At 33.6% G+C, this 23,641-nt stretch carries 25 protein-coding genes; 18 read left to right on the forward strand and 7 right to left on the reverse strand.

What is annotated here, in order from left to right; genetic code table 11:
- Positions 1-120: 120 nt before the first annotated feature.
- From CIT01_08280 to CIT01_08295, 4 genes are all read right to left on the reverse strand, one after another.
- Positions 121-723, reverse strand: coding sequence for a dCTP deaminase (locus CIT01_08280; protein ID AXV38193.1), 603 nt, complete (start codon positions 721-723; stop codon positions 121-123).
- 10 nt (positions 724-733) lie between these two features.
- Positions 734-1,870 (reverse strand): hypothetical protein, encoded by a 1,137-nt coding sequence (locus tag CIT01_08285; GenBank protein AXV38194.1) that lies wholly within the window; start codon positions 1,868-1,870, stop codon positions 734-736.
- A 14-nt stretch (positions 1,871-1,884) separates the two neighbouring features.
- Positions 1,885-2,595, reverse strand: a complete 711-nt coding sequence (locus CIT01_08290) for an RNA methyltransferase (protein AXV38195.1) — start codon at positions 2,593-2,595, stop codon at positions 1,885-1,887.
- 88 nt (positions 2,596-2,683) lie between these two features.
- Entirely contained in the window at positions 2,684-4,168 is a 1,485-nt protein-coding gene (locus CIT01_08295) for a succinate dehydrogenase (protein AXV38196.1), read from the reverse strand.
- A 397-nt stretch (positions 4,169-4,565) separates the two neighbouring features.
- Here CIT01_08295 and iorA point away from each other — a divergent pair, with 397 nt between their 5' ends.
- The 3 genes from iorA to CIT01_08310 all read left to right on the forward strand — a co-directional run bounded on the left by iorA (position 4,566) and on the right by CIT01_08310 (position 7,721).
- Positions 4,566-6,419 carry an indolepyruvate ferredoxin oxidoreductase subunit alpha gene (iorA, locus tag CIT01_08300; protein ID AXV38197.1) on the forward strand — a complete coding sequence of 618 codons (1,854 nt, stop codon included), beginning with the start codon at positions 4,566-4,568 and terminating at the stop codon, positions 6,417-6,419.
- A 4-nt stretch (positions 6,420-6,423) separates the two neighbouring features.
- A complete protein-coding gene (gene iorB / locus CIT01_08305; GenBank protein AXV38198.1) occupies positions 6,424-7,017 on the forward strand; it encodes an indolepyruvate ferredoxin oxidoreductase subunit beta in 594 nt (197 codons plus the stop codon).
- 326 nt (positions 7,018-7,343) lie between these two features.
- Complete coding sequence (locus CIT01_08310) at positions 7,344-7,721, forward strand: hypothetical protein (GenBank protein AXV38199.1); 378 nt, start codon at positions 7,344-7,346, stop codon at positions 7,719-7,721.
- A 215-nt stretch (positions 7,722-7,936) separates the two neighbouring features.
- Here CIT01_08310 and CIT01_08315 read toward each other — a convergent pair whose 3' ends face one another.
- Positions 7,937-8,368, reverse strand: coding sequence for an acetolactate synthase (locus CIT01_08315; GenBank protein AXV38200.1), 432 nt, complete (start codon positions 8,366-8,368; stop codon positions 7,937-7,939).
- Between the two features lie 10 nt (positions 8,369-8,378).
- The gene (locus CIT01_08320; GenBank protein ID AXV38201.1) at positions 8,379-9,677 is read right to left on the reverse strand and encodes a phenylacetate--CoA ligase; all 1,299 of its coding nucleotides are present in this window, start codon (positions 9,675-9,677) and stop codon (positions 8,379-8,381) included.
- 553 nt (positions 9,678-10,230) lie between these two features.
- Between CIT01_08320 and CIT01_08325 the strand changes: the two genes are divergently transcribed.
- The 6 genes from CIT01_08325 (at position 10,231) to CIT01_08350 (ending at position 15,047) form a co-directional block, all read left to right on the forward strand.
- On the forward strand, positions 10,231-11,817 hold the full coding sequence (locus CIT01_08325) for a sodium:solute symporter (GenBank protein ID AXV38202.1): 1,587 nt from the start codon (positions 10,231-10,233) through the stop codon (positions 11,815-11,817).
- Positions 11,818-12,117: 300 nt separating this feature from the next.
- Positions 12,118-12,321, forward strand: coding sequence for a hypothetical protein (locus tag CIT01_08330; protein ID AXV38203.1), 204 nt, complete (start codon positions 12,118-12,120; stop codon positions 12,319-12,321).
- Between the two features lie 12 nt (positions 12,322-12,333).
- Entirely contained in the window at positions 12,334-13,926 is a 1,593-nt protein-coding gene (locus tag CIT01_08335) for a sodium:solute symporter (protein AXV38204.1), read from the forward strand.
- Between the two features lie 145 nt (positions 13,927-14,071).
- Positions 14,072-14,326 carry a photosystem reaction center subunit H gene (locus CIT01_08340; protein ID AXV38205.1) on the forward strand — a complete coding sequence of 85 codons (255 nt, stop codon included), beginning with the start codon at positions 14,072-14,074 and terminating at the stop codon, positions 14,324-14,326.
- A 59-nt stretch (positions 14,327-14,385) separates the two neighbouring features.
- Positions 14,386-14,532 carry an orotate phosphoribosyltransferase gene (locus CIT01_08345; protein ID AXV38206.1) on the forward strand — a complete coding sequence of 49 codons (147 nt, stop codon included), beginning with the start codon at positions 14,386-14,388 and terminating at the stop codon, positions 14,530-14,532.
- Complete coding sequence (locus tag CIT01_08350; GenBank protein AXV38207.1) at positions 14,505-15,047, forward strand: orotate phosphoribosyltransferase; 543 nt, start codon at positions 14,505-14,507, stop codon at positions 15,045-15,047. Before CIT01_08345 ends, CIT01_08350 begins: the two co-directional genes overlap by 28 nt.
- Positions 15,048-15,092: 45 nt before the next feature.
- On the opposite strand, the gene CIT01_08355 is transcribed toward CIT01_08350, so the two are convergent.
- Positions 15,093-15,617, reverse strand: coding sequence for a molybdenum cofactor biosynthesis protein (locus CIT01_08355; GenBank protein AXV38208.1), 525 nt, complete (start codon positions 15,615-15,617; stop codon positions 15,093-15,095).
- 487 nt (positions 15,618-16,104) lie between these two features.
- Between CIT01_08355 and CIT01_08360 the strand changes: the two genes are divergently transcribed.
- From CIT01_08360 to CIT01_08400, 9 genes are all read left to right on the forward strand, one after another.
- A complete protein-coding gene (locus CIT01_08360) occupies positions 16,105-16,611 on the forward strand; it encodes a ribonuclease VapC (GenBank protein AXV38209.1) in 507 nt (168 codons plus the stop codon).
- Between the two features lie 110 nt (positions 16,612-16,721).
- Complete coding sequence (locus tag CIT01_08365; GenBank protein AXV38210.1) at positions 16,722-17,858, forward strand: hypothetical protein; 1,137 nt, start codon at positions 16,722-16,724, stop codon at positions 17,856-17,858.
- Between the two features lie 139 nt (positions 17,859-17,997).
- Entirely contained in the window at positions 17,998-18,984 is a 987-nt protein-coding gene (locus CIT01_08370) for a methanogenesis marker 2 protein (GenBank protein ID AXV38211.1), read from the forward strand.
- 11 nt (positions 18,985-18,995) lie between these two features.
- Positions 18,996-20,537, forward strand: a complete 1,542-nt coding sequence (locus tag CIT01_08375; GenBank protein AXV38212.1) for a methanogenesis marker 3 protein — start codon at positions 18,996-18,998, stop codon at positions 20,535-20,537.
- Positions 20,512-20,955, forward strand: coding sequence for a methanogenesis marker 6 protein (locus CIT01_08380; protein AXV38213.1), 444 nt, complete (start codon positions 20,512-20,514; stop codon positions 20,953-20,955). The genes CIT01_08375 and CIT01_08380 overlap by 26 nt, the downstream gene beginning before the upstream one ends.
- Positions 20,952-21,335 (forward strand): hypothetical protein, encoded by a 384-nt coding sequence (locus tag CIT01_08385; GenBank protein ID AXV38214.1) that lies wholly within the window; start codon positions 20,952-20,954, stop codon positions 21,333-21,335. The genes CIT01_08380 and CIT01_08385 overlap by 4 nt, the downstream gene beginning before the upstream one ends.
- On the forward strand, positions 21,332-21,778 hold the full coding sequence (locus tag CIT01_08390) for a methanogenesis marker 5 protein (protein AXV38215.1): 447 nt from the start codon (positions 21,332-21,334) through the stop codon (positions 21,776-21,778). The genes CIT01_08385 and CIT01_08390 overlap by 4 nt, the downstream gene beginning before the upstream one ends.
- Positions 21,771-23,003 carry a methanogenesis marker 15 protein gene (locus tag CIT01_08395; protein AXV38216.1) on the forward strand — a complete coding sequence of 411 codons (1,233 nt, stop codon included), beginning with the start codon at positions 21,771-21,773 and terminating at the stop codon, positions 23,001-23,003. The genes CIT01_08390 and CIT01_08395 overlap by 8 nt, the downstream gene beginning before the upstream one ends.
- A gap of 78 nt (positions 23,004-23,081) precedes the next feature.
- Positions 23,082-23,636 (forward strand): methanogenesis marker 17 protein, encoded by a 555-nt coding sequence (locus CIT01_08400; GenBank protein ID AXV38217.1) that lies wholly within the window; start codon positions 23,082-23,084, stop codon positions 23,634-23,636.
- Positions 23,637-23,641: the final 5 nt, after the last annotated feature.

Genomic DNA, 23,641 nt, shown 5'->3' on the forward strand with positions numbered 1-23,641 from the left:
CCAAAAGTATTTATCTTGAATTTTTTTTCTACAAACTTTAAATTTTGTAATTTTGATGAATAATCTGTTTATTCAATTTGTTCTAGCTTAAAATAAGCCATTTAATAAAAATATTTTATTTTACCTCTTTAGAACTTTACTATTTTTTAACTCGTAATCATGTTTGATTTTACTAGTTTCAGGACGTTTTTGCCCCATATATTTACTATCTCTATCGGGATGTCCGTATGGTTTTTCTGATGGGGAAGTCATGGTTTCGAATACAATTTGACATACCCGCTGTCCGGGATATAGTGCTACTGGCATTTTGCCTATATTAGAAATTTCTAGAGTGATTTTACCACAAAATCCCGGGTCAATGTATCCTGCTGTAACATGCATGGTTATTCCTAATCGCCCCATGGAAGACCTTCCTTCCACACGTGCAACCAGATCATCAGGAAGTTTAACCATTTCATAGGTTGTTGCCAGTGCAAACTCTCCAGGATGAATTATAAATGGTTCCTCCTCAATATGGAAAGACTCCATGTAGGATTCAATATCTGATTTGTCCATAGGGTCAATGCAAGGTTTTCTAATGACTCTAAATCCTTTAAATTCACTACCTATTCTTAAATCTACTGAAGATGGTTGTATTTGCCTTTCAGGATCTCCCAATGGATCTATAACAATCCTGTTTTCTTTAAGATATTTTTTGATATCTCTATCACTTAGAATAGCCATTTAATGTCCTCTATTTTTCTTTTTTTTCATCTTTTTTTAATTTTATCTGTGAAATATCTGAGATTGTGTTTGGCAGTCCACAACTGTTCCCTACACCTACAATCATTACCTTTGATTCTTCTTTAGATCTTAAGATTGATCTTTCAACTACAGGAAGGGTTTTTTGAGCAGCTTCTGCCATATCTATAGTCATTTCACTGATAGCTTCCTCTGGACTCATTTTAACAATGATGGCGTCGGTTTTTAAGTCTTTCTTAATGAACTGCTCTTCAACCATCCATTTATCCACACCAGTACCGCCAATTACCACTCCAATACCTTCGGCAATGGTTCCACTTTTCTCTCCTTCCAGTTTCACTGCAGCGTCAATGGTTAATAACCTATCTATATCTTTTTCATTAATCAATGATGTAATAACTTTTCCTATTTTACCGACCCGTGCCCCCGGACCTTTGGCTCGGACAATTGTTACTTTTCTTCCAGAAATATCTCTTTCTGCATATATTACATCATCTTTTTGTTGGAGCTCATCTTTTGAACAATCTTTCATTAACATGCTTGCTACTAATGGTCCTAAACCGTCACCGATAGGTTTTCCTTCTGAAAATGCTTTTGTACCTTCAAATTGGGCTTTTACTATTCTCATTATCAAGGGAAGACTCATTTGTAGCATTAATAATATTTGCAGGTTGCCTGTTTTTTTGGCAAGTTCCAAGTTGTGTCTGATCATCTTGGCCACACTATTAATTCCGATTGTGGCTTTTAAGGTCATGATAATGTTAGCTTTCCATTTTTCACTAGCAGCAGGGGCGATTATATTCACCATTTCCTCAAATCTTTCTTCGCCCATTTCCAATATTTTATCAAATTTATTGACGATACCATAGGGATCAAGTTCTACGGGAGGTATAATGAAAAACTCCATAAAATTTTCCACGAAGGGTTGCGGATCTTGTGTTGGTTTGCCATTCTCTTTAGATATTTTTATGAGGATTTCCTGGGCATTTTCAACCATTTTTTCCACTTCCAAGGCAAACTTGCTTATACCGGATATCAACCTGTTACGCATTATCCCAGGTAGTAGCAAAACTAGTAAAAAGAAAAATAAGATGCCTATGATTTCCAGAGGACCAATTCCAAATAAAATCTAATCCCTCCTTTTTAAATATCGTTTTTAATCACTATCTTTTCTTTTACTCGCCTTAAAATACCCTTCAATGTATGTGCTTCTCTTCCAGATATGAATGCTCTTCCTATTATGTTTTTAAATACTGTGGAAGCTGTTTTGTTTTTATGTTGGGGTAAACCTAACGATTCTATGATTTTATCCATGTCACTAATTAAGTTCATTTTTTCTATTGCTGATGCTTTTTCTAGGCCTTCAAAGGTATAGTTTTTTTCTCTTTTAAAGAGTTCATAAAAAATTATGGCAGCTGCGTGGGATATGTTCATTATAGGATAATCACCGCTGCTGGGTATACTTACCAGAACGTCACACAGAGAAATTTCTTCATTGTATAATCCATTACCTTCCCTTCCAAATAATATTGCTATATTTCCTTTTATCTTAAGTGATTTTGCAAATTCTTCGGGAGTTATTGCAATTCTCTGCACATTGTAACTTCCGCATGCAGCGCCAGTTGTACCTACGATAAAATCGATTTTTAAATCATCAATAAAATTTTCAATGGAACCATAAACCCTGGAATTAGTTATGATTTCTTTTGCATGCATGGCATGGAAATAAGCTTCATTTTCTAAATTACAAGGATTAATTAGGATTAGATTAGATAGTCCAAAATTTTTCATAGCTCTGGCTAAAAAACCTATATTTCCTGGAGATTCCGGTTCAACAAATACAATATAAATCATATTATTCCCAAAAGATTTGTGCAATGATTTAGAATAATCTTATAAGTTTAATAATTAATTGGTTGTCAACTTGGTTAATATACGATATTTAACAGTCGTATGCCATTTCAAGAAGTTTCATAAGATTTATAACCTTTACATTCCCTAAACCCTCTTTTTCAAGGGAATCTTTTATATGATATTCACAAAAGGGGCAGATGGTGATTACAGCATCTACGTCCAAGTTTTTTATCATTTCAGCTTTGGTTTTACCCATTTTTTGGGCCAGTTCAGGTTTTCCTGCACGCACACCACCTCCAGCTCCACAACATCGGTTAGGTTCTTCCATTTCAACAAATTCCAGTCCTTTGATTTTATTCAGGATTTTACGAGGTTCATCTCTTATGCCCTGACCTCGGGCCAGGTGGCAGGGGTCGTGGTAGGTAACTTTCATGTTAAGGGGCTTCATTTTTTCTGTTTTTAATTTATCAGCCAAAACTTCACTTATGTCTAAAACATTAAAGTTAACACCATAGCGGGGATAATCATTCTTCAAAGTTGCTCCGCAACCAGCACACATGGTGATAATTGTGTCATAATCCTGAAAGACTTCTTTATTTTTCTTTACCAGTTCTTCTACAATATCGGTCTGTCCAGTTCTAATCATAGGTGAACCGCAGCATACCTGATCTTCAGGCACAATTACATCAATACCATGATCCTTGAGAATTTTCATAAGAGCAAATCCATTTTCAGGCAGCCGATAGTCAATCATACACCCGGTAAAAAATGCTACCTTAGGTTTTTCTTCTTTAGATTCTTTTGAGACGGCTTTTATAAATCCTTCGCCCAATAGTTCCACTGATCTTCCTGTTTCTGATATTAGTTCTTTTATTTCTTTATGGGCAGGTAAAGGCCCTACGTCCTCTTTACATGCGATTTCCCTTAATTTTTCTATAGCTCCCCCAACTATACTCACTTCTTTAGGACAAACCTCACTACATTTACCGCAAGAGGTACAGTTGTATAATCCTTCAATAAATCCAATTTTTGCTCGATCATCACTATCTCTTGGATCCATTCCTAATTTAGATAGATATCGCATAAAATAAGGGCCGGCATATTCTGAAGTTTCCTTGATCACAGGACAAGCAGATAGGCAGGAGTAGCATTCTATACATCCTCCGATCTTTTTAGAATCATCATATTCATTTGGTTTAATTATTTCAGGTTCTTCTGGAGGATTTTCAATTCTTTCTAAAAATAATCTCATTTCTTTTGCTTTTTCCTCGATTTCACTCCTATCTACAATTAAATCCTTTATAACATCGAAATCAAGAGGTTCTATAAAGTCTCCATCTTTTATTTCTGCTTTACATGCTAGAACGCTCTCATTGTTTTGTTTAAGGGCACATGAACCGCATTGACCAGCTCTACATGAGCTTCTAAATGCAATGTTTGCATTGTATTTTTCATTAATATAATTTAACGCATCCAAAACTTTCATTTTCTCTTTTTCTTCTACGTCATACGTTTCAAAGTATGGTTCCTTATCCATTTCAGGATCATATTTTAAGACCTTAATTTTAATCATTTTTATCTCCGATTAACTGTTCTATTATTTCAAAATTTTATAAAATAGTATGAATCTGATATTGTACTTTTTATATGAATATCAGTATAATAAAAAATAATTTATTTCTTTCTATTCATTTATAGGATATTAGATATAAAAATATTCAAATACATATTTTTTCAGATTTTACATAAATTTATAATTTGCAACTGGAATTCTATTATAATATGCACTTTGAATAAAATTAGTATTTGCTATTACTTTTTTATAGCTGCGAATATTAAATAAGTTAAAGGTTAAACTGAAACTAATAAAATAAATCAGAGACAATATTTATTAATTAAAAATATATCTTTTTATCATAAACGAATTTTTGTACTGTTTTAACTGATATTTATCGTACTAAGGAGATAATATGAAAATAGAGAAAGTTTTAACTGGAAAAAAGGATGAAAAGCTATTTCTCTTAGGAAATGAGGCTGCTGTAAGAGGGGCCTTAGAAAGCGGAGTCCAAGTGGTTGCTACCTATCCTGGCACACCTTCTTCAGAAATAGGGGATGTGTTTTCAAAGATAGCTAAACATGCAGGGATTTATTTCGAATTTTCTATCAATGAAAAGGTTGCCCTAGAAGTGACTGCAGCAGCATCTGCATCTGGACTTAGATCATTCACTTTCATGAAACATGTGGGCTTGAATGTGGCTTCAGATTCATTTATGAGTTTAGCATATACTGGAGTTAATGGGGGGATGGTGGTTTTATCTGCTGATGATCCTTCCATGTTTTCATCACAAAATGAGCAAGATAACAGAAATTACGCCCGCCTGGCCAATGTTCCAATGTTAGAACCATCTAATCCTCAAGAAATTAAGGATTTAATGAGATATGGGTTTGAATTATCAGAAAAATTCCAGTTACCTGTTTTAATCCGTACAACGACTCGTGTATCTCATATGCGGGGCATGGTTGAATTAAACTACATTAATAAAAAAAAAGAAACTGGTTTTTTCACGAAGGATCCTCAGCGTTTTGTTCCGGTGCCTGAAACTGCCAGGGTTATGCATCAAAGATTAGTAGAGAAAATGGAAAAAGTTAAAGAAATTGCTGAAAATTCTGAATATAATAAAATTTATGATAATGATGCGGAAATAGGAATCATAACCAGTGGAAGTGCCTTTAATTACGTTGCAGATGTTTTAAAGGAAAATAATATAAATGCCAACATTTTAAAAATTACATTTTCTTATCCTTTTCCTGAAAAATTGGCTTTAGATTTTCTGAATTCTGTAGATGAGGTTATTGTAGTTGAAGAAGTAGATCCTGTGATGGAAAAAGAGATTTTGGGTATAATGGGGAAGTATAATCTTCAAAAGAAGGTCTATGGTAAATTAGATGGTATTATGCCCTTAATATATGAATACAGTCCCGACATCATAATTAATTCATTTAATAAGATTGTGGAACCTAAAATAACAAAAAATAAAATTTATGAATCGAATGTTGGTATTCCTAAACGACCACCTGCACTGTGTCCGGGATGTCCCCACCGGGCTGTTTATTACAATATTAAAAATGTTTTAAGAGATTTAAATATTGAAGATGTAATCTATCCTACTGATATTGGATGTTATACCTTAGGAATTGAATCTCCCTACGAGTCTGCAGACTACTTACTTTCCATGGGTTCCAGTATTGGTACCAGCTGCGGTTTTTCAAAGGCAACCAACCAATGTGTTATAAGTTTCATTGGTGATTCTACTTTCTTCCACGCAGGTGTTCCTCCTCTAATTAATGCTGTCCATAATAAAAATAATTTTTTACTAGTTATTTTAGATAACCGAACCACGGCCATGACTGGTGGGCAGCCTAATCCTGGTCTGCCAGTTGATGGTATGGGAGATCATGCTCCTGAAATTTCTATTGAACAAATTGTCAAAGCAACAGGAGTTAAATTTATTAAAACTATCAATCCACTCAACATAAGAAAAAGTAGAGAGATATTTAAAGAAGCAATAGAATTTGACGGGGTTTCAGTAGTTATATCTAAATATCCATGCATGTTGATTAAAAATCAAGTTAGAAAGAAACAGATAAGGCTCAAAGTTGACGAAAATAAATGCAGTGAATGTTTGCATTGTCTTGAAAATTTAGCATGCCCTGCAATTTCCCTTTCAGATGACGGTTCTGTTAATATTGATGATCTGTTGTGTAAAGGTTGTACCGTGTGTAAACAGATATGTCCAGAGCAAGTAATCAAGGTAAGGAAGTGATGATATGAAACCGTATAACATTTATATTTCTGGCGTTGGAGGGCAGGGAATTATCAAAACCTCTATAATCATTGGGGAAGCAGCCATGAACAAAGGATTAAATGTGGTCATGAGCGAAATACATGGAATGGCACAGAGAGGCGGAGGAGTATCAACTGAACTAAAAATAGGTGATGCTAAAAGTCCTATCATTCAAGAAGGAGGGGCAGATCTTCTAATTGCTTTCGAACCATTGGAAGCATTGAGGGCCATTCCTAAAATTTCCAGCGACACGTTTATAGTAATTAATAATTCCACCATAATGCCGTTTAATATATTGAAAAGTGATATTTCCTATCCTGATGTTTCCACAATTTTTGATGAATTGAAGTCAGTTTCACCCAATTTAATGGTTTTAGATGCTGAAAAAATTGCCAAAAATGCAGGAAACATACTATCTCTTAACATGGTCATGTTGGGAGGGACATTAGCAGTCCCAGATTTTCCAATAGATAAAAATAATGTGATTGAGTCAATGAAAGATAATTTGCCGGAAAAATCTCTGGATATAAATTTAAAGGCATTAAATAAGGGTTTTAATTTATTAAAATCTAATTAATGAATATTTTTAACTGACTATTAATGATTTTATCATTTTCGTGCTTTTTTACTATCTTTGATTGTGGATAAACAGAATCAAAATTTGTATCAAAAGATAAATATTTTAATAAAGCCATATAATAAAATATAAAAATTTCTAATCTTGTAGAGAGCTATCAATTTTTTTGAAATAATTTAATAATAAACTTTGAAACAATGGTAAAATCTTCGATTTAAAAAAATAAGAAAAATTTTGGTATAATTTAATGGAATACTTTATTTAATAAAAAAATGTTATCAATATTTATATATTGTTTTTGTCAAGTATGATAAGTGTGGTAAATCATGAGTAAAACAAAAAAAGAAAAGCTTGATGATGTGCTAACTGCTTTAATGCAAGTTGGACAGATAAAAGCTTGTGGAATAGTTTCAAAAGAAGGACTTCTGATTAATTCCAGAACGCCTCCTGATGTAGATGCTAGAATTTTCTCTGCTCTTTGTTCGACAATTATGGGTGCTGCAGAAGCTGCATCAGGACAGATGACTACTGGTTTGGTAAATGAGATCTCAGTGAAAACTGAAAAGGGTACTATTGTGTTAATACCTGCTGGGGAAAAAGCTATTTTAACTGCACTGACGGAACCTGAAGCCCAACTTGGCCTTATACTATTTGAAATGGAATCTAGGGCGAATCAGGTAGATTCAATTCTTAAAAAGATGTAAAATCAGATTTTAGAAATTTACATATTCAGGATCAATATTAAAAACCTAAAAAACTAATTATTTTAAAGATTTTTTGAAAATAAAATTTGATGTAACTGTGTTTGCATTATTCTATTTTTTTAGAAAATAAATTGACTAAAAAAGAATTAAGTTTTGATTTAATACTTCTTTGGAAATAATCCAGACTTTATACTAATCAAGACAAGATAGAGAGTTTATAAATTATAAACCTCTTCATTTGTTAGAACTGTGGCATTACCTTCTTTAAGGGCATTTATACCTTCTTCAATATCTTCGGTTCTGATAACCACAATGGCTTTGTCAGTTTTCTTTTCTACAAATGCGTAAATATATTCGACGTTTATATCTTTTTCATTTAAGATTTCTAATATTCCGTAAAGTCCACCAGGACTATCTGGTACTTCTACGGCAATAACTTCGTTAATTTTAACCACAAAGTTGTTTTTTTCCAGAGCCTCCTTTGCATTCTCTGGTTCGGGAACTATTAATCTTAAAATTCCAAATTCGGACGTATCGGCAATTGAAAGGGCTCTAATATTAATATTGGCTTTGGATAATATGTAAACCGCTTCTTTAAGTCTTCCTTTCTTATTTTCTAAAAATATTGATATCTGTTTTAATTTCATGATAATCCCCCTATAATTCTCTTCTATCAATTACTCTTGTGGCCTTTCCTTCACTTCTGGGCAGGCTTTTTGGTTCAACAAGGGTTACATTTACTCTAAGACCTATTTCATTATGGATTTTATTTTCAATCATCCTTTTTACTTCTTCAACGTGTTTTACTTCGTCGGAAAATAGTTTTTCAGAGGTTTCAACCTGTACTTCCAGTTCATCCAGGTGATGAGGTCTGGTGACAATGATCTGATACTGTGGTTCTAAACCCTCTATTTTAAGCAAAGCTCTTTCAATCTGAGATGGGAATACTATTACTCCCCTAATTTTCAACATATCATCCGTTCTTCCGGTAATACGGTCCATTCGAACCAGTGTTCTACCACAATCACATTTTTCTCTTCTTAAAGCGGTAATGTCTTTTGTTCTAAAGCGGATAATGGGCATTCCTTCACGTGTAAGGGTGGTAAGTACCAGTTCTCCTTTTTCACCCTCTGGAAGAGTTTCCATGGTTTCATAATTAATAATTTCTGGATAGAAATGGTCTTCGAAGATATGAAGTCCATTTTTTTCTTCACATTCCTGGGCCACACCCGGACCAATTATTTCAGTGAGTCCATATATGTTTACAGCAAGAATTTTCAGTCTTTTTTCGATTTCATTACGCATCTCTTCTGTCCACATTTCAGCACCAAAAACTCCTGCTTTCAAATTGAGTTTATCTGGTTCAATATCATTTTTTTCAATCATTTCAGCAAGATATAATGCATAAGAAGGAGTACAAGTTATGATTGAAGTGTTAAAATCCTGCATTATTTCAATCTGTCTTTTGGTATTTCCTGCAGATATTGGTATTAAGGTAGATCCAATTTTCTGAGCACCATAATGTACTCCTAAACCTCCGGTAAATAGTCCATAACCATAACAATTCTGAATTCTATCTTTTTTTGTAGCCCCAGCCATATTAAGTGATCTAGCCATCACCTCTCCCCATATATCCAGATCTTTCACAGTATAACCAGATACTGTGGGTTTACCTGTGGTTCCGGATGAGGTGTGAACTTCCACTATATCCTCATCTGGAACTGCAAACATGCCGAAAGGGTAAGCGTCTCTTAAATCAGTTTTGGTTGTAAAGGGGAGTTTTTCAATGTCTTTAAGAGTTTTGATATCTTCAGGTTTTATATTGGCATTTTGGAGCCTTTTTTTGTAATAAGGAACATTTTCGTAGGCTTTTTTAACTACCTCTTGTAATCTTTTTAGCTGTAATTCTTCCAGTTCATCTTGAGGCATACATTCTGCTTTTTCATTCCAGATCATGTTAATCTACCTAAATTTATTTTAATCTATTAATTATCCTTTTTTATGTAATTAGGGATATAATTAAGTTATAATAAAGTTTTAAAACCTTTTAATTTGATTTGAGTAATTTTAACGACCTTTATAATTCTATAATTTTTAATAAATTTTTATAAATAAAATTTATAAAAGTTACTATTATTTCTTTTATATAAAATTTTAATTACTAAATAGTTCTGTTTTTTATTAATTATACGATTCAATTTGTTTTATCAATCCATATTCCATCAGACATTTTTGTAAAAAGGCACTTTTTCATTTTGTTGGTGAAAATCAAATATGCAATATTTATATATTGTTCATGTTTATTTTTATTACGTTGAATATTTTTGAATATTTAACACTATAAGAGTGTCAATAATAAAAAATTCTCTTTATAATTTTTTTGTTTAAATTTTTTATTTATTCAAACCGAGTACAACGAGATTTAATGTTATTAAAGTAGATGATACTTTAAAAACATTTAAAACAGAATTTAATAAATTAATTAATACTATTTAAGGGAGGAGATGAATTGGATTTATTAATACTCATGGGAATTATACTGGTCTATCTTTTAGTTGTAGGATATGTGGGTTACATTGGGTGGAGACGGACAACAAGCTCTGAAGACTACCTGGTAGCAGGCAGGAAAACTAATCCTTATATAATGGCCATGAGTTATGGGGCTACTTTTATCAGCACAGCAGCTATTGTAGGTTTTGGAGGTACAGCTGGCTTATATGGTTTGGGTTTATTGTGGTTGGTATTTTTAAACATTTTAGTAGGCATATTTATTGCTTTTGTGTTTTTTGGAAAAAGAACACGGAAAATGGGCCACAATTTAAATGCCATGACTTTTCCTGAATTAATTGCTCGAAGATTTGATAGTAAATTTATTCAGTACTGCACGGGATTAATCATTTTCTGTGCAATGCCGATTTATGCCGCAGTTGTATTAATTGGTGCTGCAAGATTTATTGAAACAACACTTTCCCTGGATTTTAACATAGCATTAATAGTTATGGCAGTAATTGTAGCTATTTACGTTGTTTTGGGTGGTATACGGGGTGTTATGTATACTGATGCTCTTCAAGGTACTATAATGTTTTTGGCCATGATATTCTTGATTATAGCCACCTATGTTTTATTAGGTGGTGTTGAAAATGCTCATCAGTCTTTGACCAATATGGCAACTTTAGTGCCTCCCCCGGCAGCAGCTACCGGTAGTACAGGCTGGACTTCTATGCCTACCATGGGCAGTCCTTTCTGGTGGACACTGGTTTCAACTATAATATTAGGGGTGGGTTTAGGTGTTTTGGCCCAACCACAACTTGCTGTTCGATTTATGACTGTTAAATCTAACCGAGAGCTTAACCGGGCTGTTTTAATTGGGGGTTTATTTATTTTGTTAATACCTGGAAGTGCATATATTGTGGGGGCTCTTTCCAATGTATATTTTTATCAAACAATGAATAAACTATCCATTGTTGTTGCAGGAGGTAATGTGGACAAGATCATACCATTATTCATAAACAGTGCCATGCCCGAATGGTTTTCCTACGTATTTTTACTGGTATTATTGGCAGCAGCAATGTCTACTTTAAGTTCACAATTTCATGCTCAGGGAACAGCAATTGGCCGAGATTTCTATGAAACATTGTTTAAAAAAGACAGTGACAAGTCTGTTTTAATTAGTAGGGGTGGAGTAATTATTGGAGTGTTAATTGCTGTAATTTTAGGTTATATTTTACCGGGAAGTGTTATTGCCCAGGGAACCGCTATATTCTTTGGAATATGTGTTTCAGCATTCTTACCAATGTTTGTATGCGCCTTATTTTGGAAAAGGGCCACTAAAGAAGGTGCTATCGCTGGTTTAGTTGTAGGAACATTAACCAGTCTTTTTTGGTTAATACTTGTTCATAAAAAGGAAGCTGCTACTTTAGGAATATCTAAAGCACTTTTTGGCACGGATACTTTAATAACTTCCATGCCCTGGCCAGTAGTTGATCCTTTGGTGGTTGCTTTACCATTAGCTTTAGCAGTTACTATTATTGTAAGTTTAATGACCAAACCACCAGGTAAAAATCACTTGAAAAGGTGTTTTAATGGAATTAACTAGGAAAAAACAAAATTCCTCTCCCTTATTTCTTTTTTATTTTAAAAACGGATATTACTTATTTGATCAAATTTAACATTAATTCCTGTTTTTTTAGGATCTTGTTTTATTTGTCTATTTTTTTGTTAATGTTAGGATGTTATTTTGTTTATTATTTAGAAAAAATGACAAAAAATGGAAATATTTAAAACCCTAAATTCTTGATAATTAATCATGTGAAGTTATGTTTTTCTTAAAGAAAAAAAATTGGACAACTTCATATATGAACTGAGAATACTTCAGGGATAAAATGAGGTGATATCTATGTTTGGAATTAATGATCCTTGGATATGGGGTGCATATATTCTTTGTATTCTGAGCACAATTCTATGTGTAGTTTATGGTATATTAAACTGGAATAAAGGCGAAGAAAAAGAGGAAAAACAAATCCAAGAGGAAATTGAATGGCATGAGAAAGAGAAAGATATGGAAGAAGAAGAATTAGGACTTTGGGATGAAGAGGGTTGAAGGTGTGATGGTATTATGGATATATTAATATTAAGCATTGTTATAGTGTTATATCTTCTTTTAATTGGATATGTAGGCTACCTGGCATGGAAAAGAACAAAAAGTTCTGAAGATTTTATGGTAGCTGGTCGAAAAACCCACCCATACATTATGGCTCTTAGTTATGGGGCTACTTTTATCAGCACAGCTGCAATTGTTGGATTTGGAGGTACTGCAGGTGTTTATGGGTTAGGATTATTATGGTTGACATTTTTGAATATTTTAGTGGGAATATTCATAGCATTCGTATTTTTCGGTAAAAAAACTCGAAAAATGGGACATAATTTAGGAGCATTAACATTTCCTGAATTTTTATCAAAGAGATTCGATAGTAAATTTATTCAATATTTCAGCGGACTGGTCATATTTTTGGGGATGCCTTTATATGCTTCGGCAGTTTTGATAGGTATTTCCAGGTTCATTGAAACGACGCTTAATCTGGATTATAATATTGCTTTAATCGGTATGGCAGTTATAATAGCTGTTTATGTTATTTTTGGAGGTATTAGGGGAGTAATGTACACTGATGCTGTACAGGGTACCATAATGTTTTTTGGTATGGCATTTTTATTGATCACAACCTATGTTCTATTAGGTGGAGTGGACAATGCTCATCAGGCACTTACTAATATGGCAAGTTTAGTACCGCCTAGTGCTGCTGCAACTGGAAGTACTGGCTGGACTACTATGCCCACGTTAGGAAGTCCTTTCTGGTGGACTTTAGTCTCAACATTGATATTAGGTGTGGGAATAGGTGTACTGGCACAACCGCAACTGGCTGTTCGATTTATGACTGTTAAATCGAACCGTGAATTAAACCGGGCAGTATTGGTTGGAGGAATATTTATACTTATGATGACAGGTGCCGCATTCATTGTTGGGGCATTATCCAATGTATATTTCTTCCAAACAACTGGTCAAATTTCAATAGCTGCTGCAGGAGGAAACATGGATAAAATAATCCCATTGTTTATTACCCTGGCCATGCCTGCGTGGTTTGCATATCTGTTTATGGTAACATTGCTCTCAGCAGCAATGTCCACTATGAGTGCCCAGTTCCACGTACAGGGGACTGCTCTTGGAAGAGATATATATGAAACCATATTTAAAAAGAAAGGTGAGACAGGTAGTTCTGTTATGATTGCTAGAGCAGGAATTATTGTTGCAGTTGCGTTAGCTGTTATTCTGGCCTATATATCACCTCCAGGCGTAGTTGCACAGGCTACTTCAATATTTTTCGCACTCTGTGCTGCAGCGTTCTTGCCAATGTTTATATGTGCTGTTTTCTGGAAAAAAGCTACAAAAGCTGGTGCAATCGCCGGACTAATCACCGGAACTTTTACCAGCCTATTCATGTTGGCATTTATCCACAAAAAAGAGGCTGCTGCTTTAGGTATATCTAAAGCACTTTTTGGCACGGATACTTTAATAACTTCCTTGCCATGGCCGGTGGTAGACCCCATAGTAATAGCGCTGCCTTTGGCTTTAATTGTAACTATTGTAGTTAGTTTACTATCTAAGCCCCCAGTTGAACAACATATTGAAAAATGTTTCAAGGGAATTTAAAAACCTTAAAACATTTTTTTATTTTTAAATTCTTAAAATTCTCAATTTTTTTTAATAGTTTGTTATAATCTTTTTTATTGTTCGTTATAACCAATTTTATAAAAATTTAAATAACTTGGAAAATAAATATTTAGGTGGTGATAAAATGAGGCTTAAAGAAGAAATAATTGGAAAAGAAGTATTGGATAGCTCTGCAACTGTCATTGGCAGTGTAAAAGATGTGGAAGTTAACCTCGAGACAAGAAAAATAGAAGCATTAGTTCTCGGGAAAGGAGGGCTTTCAGAAGGCCTTGGATTATCAAAAGGAGAAACGATAGTTCCTTATGACATGGTAAAACAGATTGGTGACAAAATTTTATTGAAGTCCAGCATTGAAGAAGAATCTTCAATGGAATTCTAATATTATATTTTAAATAATATTTTATTTTTAAATAAATTTATGATAATAGGTGCTTTTCTTTGGAAGTTAAAGGAATATGTACAATTTGCGGTAAAGCAGCAAAACTTTACACATGTTCTTTTTGTGGCAGTTTAGTCTGTCAGGAATGTATTGATTCAAAAAGAGGAGTATGTAAATTATGTCAGGGCCGGCTCAAGATAAACTAAAAAATGATTTAATTGAACTCTTAAAAGAAGAAGAAGTTGTAAAGTTTGGTAAATTCAAACTTTCATCTGGTAAATCTAGTGATTTTTATGTGGACATGAAAAAAGCTATAACTGACCCTGAAATACTCTTTAAAATAGCAGAAATAATAACAAAAGAAATTAATGCCAATGAAATTGATAAAATTGCCGGCCCAGCACTGGGAGCTGTACCGATTGCCACTGCAGTATCTCTTTACTCAAAAATTCCTTTATTAATGATAAGAAAAGCAAAAAAAGGTTACGGAACTTCAAAACTTATCGAAGGTCAGCTTAACAAAGATGATTTAGTGGTGGTGGTAGAAGACGTTACTACCACTGGTAAATCCTTACTAAAAGCAGTTGAAGCTATTCGGGCCAATGGGGGAATAGTTAAAACAGCATATGTTGTAGTTGATCGTGAGGAAGGTGCTTCTGAAAATCTTAAAAACGCAGATGTAAATTTCAAACCCCTAATCTCAATTAGGAATATGAACTGAATTTAGTAAAATTGATAGATTTTTTGGATTCTGGTTTTCTTGATTTTATTCTTTTAAATGTTTAACCAGATGTCCTAATTCATCTAATATTATATTCAGTCCAGTTTTAACTGCATTTGGCGATCCAGGGAGTGCTATAATCAACGTTCTTTTATAAACTCCAGCAGTGGCTCTGCTTAAGATGGCTCCGCTTCCAAGTTCCTCGTAAGATTTGTGTCTGAAAATTTCTCCAAATCCATTTAATTCTTTTTCAAAAATTTTTTCCAGGTTTTCAATGGTGATATCTCTACTTCCAATACCTGTACCACCAGTGGATATTATTACCTCAACAGTTTCCCTTTCTACTAGTTGATTAATCGTTTTTAATAGATCTTCAGCATCATCCGGAATTATTGAACGGACTACTGAATGACCATTCTCCTTTAAAGATTTTTCTATAATATCTCCTGAAACATCTGTATTTTTTGATTCAAGGAAATCTTGATATTTAGAGTCACTAAGAGTTATGATACCTACTTTGATATGTGAAGGGGCACTTTTTTTGTGTTGGTTCATACTTTCACTAGGCATATAAACACCGGGTCTAACTTTATTACTATTGTGTCAAAAAACAGATTTTTATCATAATTTGTGACTAATTTCTTTAACTACATAATTAATAATTTAATTCTATATAAAATTTATGAAAAAAAGTTTATAAAAAATCATTTTATTATCTTTTTTTGTAAAATGAAAAATATTAGAAATTATAAATGATTTTATTAATTTATATTATAGAATCTCAATAAAAAGGAACTGGATAGGGTTTTAAATTGGATCGGAGGCGGTTTTCGTTCCAATTCGTGCAACGATCATAAAATTGATAATGCTGTACCCTATCCACTAATTAGATATGTTGCTTACTACTTAAAAAGGTTTTGCTACTTCAAAAAACAATATGAAGCCATAAAAAAACTTCTTCTTAGAACCTAAATTTAAATATATGGCATTCTAAATGGCACTTTCATTTAATAAATCAATTATACATATTAAATCTTAGAGTAATATAATATTACATATGAAGAAAAAAGTTTATGTTTTAGATAGTTCTGCATTTATCGGAGGATTTTGTTCACAAAAAAAACCCAATTTTACAACACCCGAAGTAATTGGGGAAGTGAAAGATGTTAAATCCAATCTTTTTTTACAATCAGCGGTCAACGAAGGAAAAATCCAAATAAAAAATCCAGATAAAGAAAGTACAGTGAAATTAAATGGAATAATTAAAACATCTGGTGATGTTGTCAGACTTTCCAGTGTTGATAAAAATATCATTGCCTTAGCTTTAACTTTAAAAAAAGAAAAATTTGAACCAACTGTTGTTACTGACGATTATTCTATGCAGAATGTCCTAAAAATTCTTGAAATACCTTACAGAAGTGTATTAACTGAGGGCATCACAGAGATTTATAATTGGATAAAAATTTGTAAAGGATGTAAAAAGAGATATGCTTCGGACTATAAATTTGATGAATGTGAAATATGTGGTTCTCCAATTATTAAAAAAAGGATAAAAATTCAGTGAAAAGTTTACTTAAGGATTTTTAAAATGTTTTTATGCTTAAAATTTAGATTATATTCGTTTTTTAATCACAATAGATAATTATAAAACATTAATACTTCTTAGAACTATTTATGAAAATAGGTTTAGTAGTACATGGACCACATATTGTAGACTCAGGATATGCAGCCAAGATTTTGGAACTATTAAAAGAATATGGTATTGTAAAAGCACGTTTAGGTGGTACAATGGGTCGTACTGCTGTTTACGATGCTCATCTTGAGACTTTTATTGATATCAGCACCAAACTTTTGCCCAGCCAGTCCATAGATAAGTTTACAAAAGAAAACTTTGATATTATTTTTCTAATAAATTATGGTAAGTCCAGTCTTACGGGCCATGCCTTTGGGTACAAAGTTTTTAACAGATGTAAAACCCGGCCCCAACTGATCCAGATTGAAAGACCTGGAGAAGGAGATGGAAGCATAATTCCATGGTCATTTACTGATATGAATTTCATTAAAGAACTATCCAATAAGCTTGATCTGAGAATTGTTTATCCAGATAGTATAATTAATGAAATGGAGAATAAATATAAATTTGAATCTGATTTTAAAGACAATAAAAATATTATAATTCGCAAAATTGCAGGTGTAAGTCCTGACGAGAATATTTTTGTAAACGGGATCGTGGTTGGGAGATCTAAATCTTCTGAAGTTTTTTTAGTTGCAGAAAATGGTATCATAACTGAACTACATGGCGGTGAAATTAAGGAACATGGTGTAGAAAAGTTAGGAATCATAGATCTTAAAAATGCTATTATTAAAACTGGTCTACTTAGGAAATCTAAAATAAAACCTAGAGTGGTGGAAGAAAAAGATCAAAATGGACGGTATAAAATTGCTTTTTTAAACCATGCCGCTGAAGATATTTATAAATTGAAAGATGCAGATATGGTTGTGACAGTTGGTGATGATACCACCTTAGTTGCAGGTGATATACTATATCGTTTTAAGGTTCCAATTATTGGTATTACTGATGGCGATCTGGACAAAGTAGTTGAAAATGGTTTCAAAACTGATGGTTCTATGATCATAGAATTGGAAAGTGGTTGGGATGATATTGTAGGCCAAAAATTATTCATTGAACTATTTAATCAACGAGAAAGAATAGAAACTGAAAATATAGAAAATTTTAAAAAGCAAATTCTACACATAATTAATAACACAGTTTCAACCTATAATATAAAGGATCATAAATTCAGCAAGTAAGATCCTTAAAGAAAAAATAGTACAAATTGATATCCTTCATAGAAATTTGCATGAATAATGCAAAAATTAAACTAATTAAAAAAGTTTAGATTAACCTATTAATTTCTTTGATGATTTTTAAAAATTTTGGGGTGACCAATTGGATTTAAATACAATTGTAGACTCTGTTAAAGAATTTGAGGGAGTTACAAGAAAAAAACCTATAAAGAGAATTACTCAGATTTTAGATGAAGTTTATAACATTTCTGGAAAAGTTGTTCTTAGTTTTGGAGATGATGCATCAGCAATAGATATCGGAAATGGTAAATTACTTCTTTTAGCTGCAGATGGAATGTGGGGAAAGTTGATGGAAGCAGATCCACATTGGGCAGGGTATTGTTCTGTTCTGGTGAATGTCAATGACATAGCTGCCATGGGAGGAAAACCATTGGCAATGGTGAACGTGCTTGCTATAAGTAATGAAGAAATTGCTAATGAAGTGATGGAAGGTATAAAAGAAGGGGTAAAAAAATTTGGAATTCCAATGGTAGGAGGTCATGTTCACCCTGATACTCCTTATGATGCACTTGATGTATCCATTGCCGGAATAATTAATAAAGGTGATGAAATAACCAGCTGTGATGCAAAAGTAGGGGATAAAATAATAGTGGGAATAGATCTGGATGGAAGACAGCATCCTAAATTCAAATTAAACTGGGATACAACTACTCATAAAACTCCAGAATTGGTTCAAGCTCAAATCGTCGCAATGAATACCATTGCTAAAAAACAGTTGGTAACTGCAGGTAAAGACATTAGTAATCCCGGAATATTAGGTACTCTGGGAATGCTTCTTGAAGCATCTGATGTGGGTGCTAAAGTTAAACTTGATGAAATTCCACGTAATGAAACTGTTGGCTGGATAGAATGGCTTAAACTTTATCCTGGAGCTGGTTTTGTGCTGACTGCTGAAGAAAATATGGTTGATGAATGTATCAATATATTGGAAGAAGTTAATGTAACTTCTAATGTGGTTGGAGAAATTATAATGGATAAAAAACTTTATCTATCCTATAATAATGAAGAAAAAATTGTTTTTGACTTTAAAAAGGATGACATAATGGGTGTTAAGGAAAAAAAATCCTGAGAGGAGATCCAATGAAGGTTAAGGTCAATGGGGAAGAGTTTGAAATTCCTGATGGTTCAACTATAAGAGAAGCCATAGATATTTCAAACGCCCTTTACATGGATGGTTGCGTTTTAGGAGTTATTAAAGGTAAAGAAGAGTTTGAAAGGCATGTTAATAAGTATAAAATAAAAACAACTAAAGGAAGCATTATTATAGAATTGCTTAAAGATGCTCCTTCAGATCTTGTTCAAACATGGAAAAATTCCTATAAAAAATTGGAAAATCTGAGAATAAGATGGACATCATCCAGCGAAGTTTCTTTAGGTCCTTTTAAAACTGAACTTGTCCCATCTAAAGAAGAATTTACATATAATCGCTGGGATGTTATTTTGAGTTTATCAGGGTTTTCTGCAGATTCAACCCACATAATTTTAAGTAAAGAAAAACATTTGGCTGTTTACGGGGCTCCAGCAGATAATCATGGAATATTTGCCAGAGTTATTGGTGGTAAAAGAACCATAATGAATTTGACTGATGATGATTTTATCAAGTACGTAAAACCGGTGGTTGAGAGAAAGAGTATAGTAAATAGTGCTGCTATAACTGATCTGGATACTGAAATTACCGAAGGAAACGAAATTTTCACCTACGTACTGGTAAAACCTACTAATAAATCTCCCAGTTCTGCTGAACAATTTTTTTCCATATCTGAAGATGGCAAAATACAAGTTGACTATGAATCAGATTCTTTTTTAGGATTTTATGCACTTCAAGGTCTTGAAAAAGATCCGGAGTTTGTTGATCAAAGAAAAAGAGGTACAGTAACCATAAGAAATTCTGGAAAAGGAGTGGGACGAATTTATGTATACCGGGAGGATCGTGTTTCAACACCATCCCACACACTGGTGGGTCATGTAGAAAAAGGAATGGAGCTAGTTGACATATCAAAATACCAGGATTATATTACAGTAAAAACTGATCCAGAAAGAATACTGACCTTGGCAATGACTCAAAAACAAGCTTCTGATTATTTAAAGGAGAGAGAAATTCAGCAGATAAAGGAAGGACTTTCCGAAGACCATGCAATTGTGGTTAAACAGGATCCTCGATATACTTTGGATATACTCAAGGAAGGTAAAGTTAAAACATTTGGAATAAGTAAAGATGAAATTATATATATTAATCTAAATAACATGAGTCCAAGATCTTCGTGGTACTTTAGAAAGATTACGGGGCTTCTTGATGCACCAGTAGGTTTTCTAAAGGTTCATTTCGCATTTCCGGGTATGAAAGTCATGATGTTTGAAGGAAAAACTAAAGAGGCGAAGGGAATTATACCGGAAAATACCCCTGAACAATGCGTTAAAGCAGGCCAGATAGGAATTACAAATATGTCCAGAAGACATATTGGGATGATAGGTGTTAGATTTGAAGACAATGATGAATTCGGGCCAACAGGTGAACCATTCAACGGAACTAACATAATAGGTAATATAGTAAAAGGTCTTGATAATTTGGAAAAATTTAAGGAGGGGGACATTGTATATGTTGCAGAAAGAAAATCAGAATGAAGATGATAAAGTAACCCGTATGATAATATTAGGGCCATCAGCAAATATAAGCCAGACAGAACTGGTTCAGAAATTGCACATGATGGAATTCCCCTTAACTATTAAAGCTACCTGTTATGGTGCATTGATATATGGAGAAGAAAAGTACGTTAAACAGGCTATTAAAAAAATAAGGGATATAGATCCATGTAATATATTCACCAAAGATCGAGGATTTCCTCCAGGAGATCCCCGGAGATGCAGAGGACATAGAGGTGCTGCACGTGAAGGTTTTCATCAATTGGAATCTGAATTTAGTTTGCTGGACTATGTAGGGGAAGCCTTGAAAACACCTAAAAAAGTCAAGATTGAAAAACCTGAAAAAATACCTGTTGAAACTTTTAAGAAAATTATAAAGGAAGAAGAGGGCGAAAAATGAATATAACTCCTTCAGCCAGTGGTAAAGAAATAGCCCCTATAGCTATGTCTTTCCATGAGCTTATAAATAAATTACCTTTGACTATGAGGACTAAAAACTCATACGGGGTTAGAATAGAAGATGGTGAAATAATAGACTACCATTACACGGGACCAGTACTGGAACGAGTCATAAAAAGTGAAAAAACATGCCGGGGAGTCCCTAAATCGGGACCATATAAAGATATACCGGTTGTAGTAGTTCCTGTAATGGAGAACAACGAATTATTATGTGTGATAGGTATTGTGGATATAACTAAAGGAATATTCAGTGATCTAGTTGAAATTTCCAGAAGACCAGAACCTGTAGAACCCGAAAGCAGCAAGGGGGAATTCTACTGAAAATAGCAATATTTCCACCAAATTCGCTGATTTTAGCAGATATGGTTGAAAGAAGAGGACACGAACCTTTAGTTGTACAAAAAGAAATAAGGAAAAAGGTAACAGAAGCAGAAATAGATTCACCGCCTTTAAATATAACAGAAGAAGAACCAATAAAAGGTCTTAAGTATGCAGCCATTGAAGTTCCATCCGGGGTAAGGGGTAGAATGGCAATTTTCGGTCCATTAATTGATGAAGCCGATGCAGCCATAATTATGGATGATGCACCGTTTGGTTTTGGTTGTATTGGATGTGCCCGTACCAATGAACTTTCAGTTTACTACCTTCGACAAAGGGGAATACCAACCCTGGAACTTAATTATCCTAATAATCGAGAAGAAACTATAGAAGTAATCAATAAAATTAACACTTTTTTAGATGAACTGGAGGAAAAAAATGGTTAAAATTGCCCAAATATCCTGCGGAACCGAATACAGCGGTATCCAAAAAGAGATAGAAAAAGCAGCCGCTACTTTTGGTGCTGAAATTACTATTCCCGAGACGGATTTGGATTATATCAATGAAGCATATGAAAAATTTGGTTTCAGAGCTGCAAGTTCAGGGATAAGGTTGATGATTGCACGGGCCATGTCTTTAGTTGAAGGAAAGAGTGAGGCCGATGCAGTTTTTATAGCTACTTGTTTTAGATGTGCCGAAGGCGCATTAGTTCGTAATGAAATTCGAAGATTCATCCAAAAAAACACTAATTTGCCAGTTGTAACCTATTCATTTACAGAGAGAACCAAGGCAGATGAACTTTTTATTAGAATGGAAGCATTATCTACAATAGTTGCACGAAAAAGTTTACTTGCCCGGGAGAAACAGGAAGGACTTACTCTAGGTATAGATTCTGGTTCCACAACCACTAAAGTAGTTTTAATGGAAGATAATAAAATTATAGGTACAGGATGGCTCCCAACAACTGATGTTATAGCTTCTGCTCAAGAAGGGATAGACAGTGCATTGAAAGAAACTGAATACAAGATGCAGGATATAGAAGGAATTGGTGTAACTGGTTATGGGAGATTAACCATAGGTAAACACTTAAAAGCAGATTTAATACAAGAAGAATTAAGTGTAAACTCAAAAGGAGCTGTATTCCTGGCAGATCATCAAAAAGGCGAAGCTACTGTTCTTGATATTGGTGGAATGGATAATAAGGTAATCACAGTTAACGATGCAATCCCGGACAACTTCACCATGGGGGGGATATGTGCTGGGGCATCTGGAAGATTTTTGGAGATTACATCAAGACGATTAGGTGTAGATATCACTGAACTGGGACCTTTAGCAATGAAAGGCAATCATGAAAATGCTTTACTTAACAGTTACTGTATTGTATTCGGTATCCAGGATCTGGTCACATCTCTTGCTGCAGGATGTACAAAAGCAGACGTAGCTTCGGCAGCATGTTTTTCAGTAGCAGAACAAGTATATGAACAACAACTTCAAGAAATTGATGTAAGAGCACCTGTAATCCAAGTAGGGGGAACGTCTCTAATTGATGGTTTAGTACATGCTGTAAGTACCATACTCGGGGGTATAGAAGTTATTGTTCCAGAAAACTCACAATATATTGGTGCTGTAGGTGGTGCATTATTAGTTTCTGGTTTAGGAACTAGAAAATGATAGATTTTAAAAATTAATCTTTCTTCGTTTAAATTTTATAAAAAAATTAATCTTGCCCAGTATTTAAGGAGCTAAGAAATGATAGTTGAATGTTATGATGAAAAAGGTGCAGAAGTTTATGAAATGATAATAAAACATGTGATGCAAGAAATCCAGGTCACACGTTCTATAAATGATATTCGTGTGTATGTTGATCCTAGAGAACCAGTTTTCATTATTGCCATTAAAGTGGAAAAAACTTCCAAACCTGTAACAATCGAAGATTTTGCTGAATATAAATACGATGAAAAAGAAGATAAAATCTTCATAAGAATAAAAGATGAAACATATCTCCCAGAATTACTTAAAAAACTATGGGAAACTGAGGGAAGAGAGAAAATTCAGCAGCCCAGTCGTTTTGAAGTTATAATTAATAATCCTGCCTCAAAAATTGAGGGTATGATTGTTGTTGATCCTGCTGAAAAACTTAAAAGAAAAATTTATGATGCCATTTTCCGTATTCTGCCTGAAGGATTTCGGGTAATAAGAGATTTATCCCAGGGAAATATTATAGCCATGACCAGTTCTGATGAAATTCTTAAAGATGAATGGATAGAAAAGGGAAAAGAAATTGTTGAAGAAATGAAAGATTAAACTTA

The organism is Methanobacterium sp. BRmetb2, assembly GCA_003491285.1.
GTDB lineage: Archaea > Methanobacteriota > Methanobacteria > Methanobacteriales > Methanobacteriaceae > UBA117.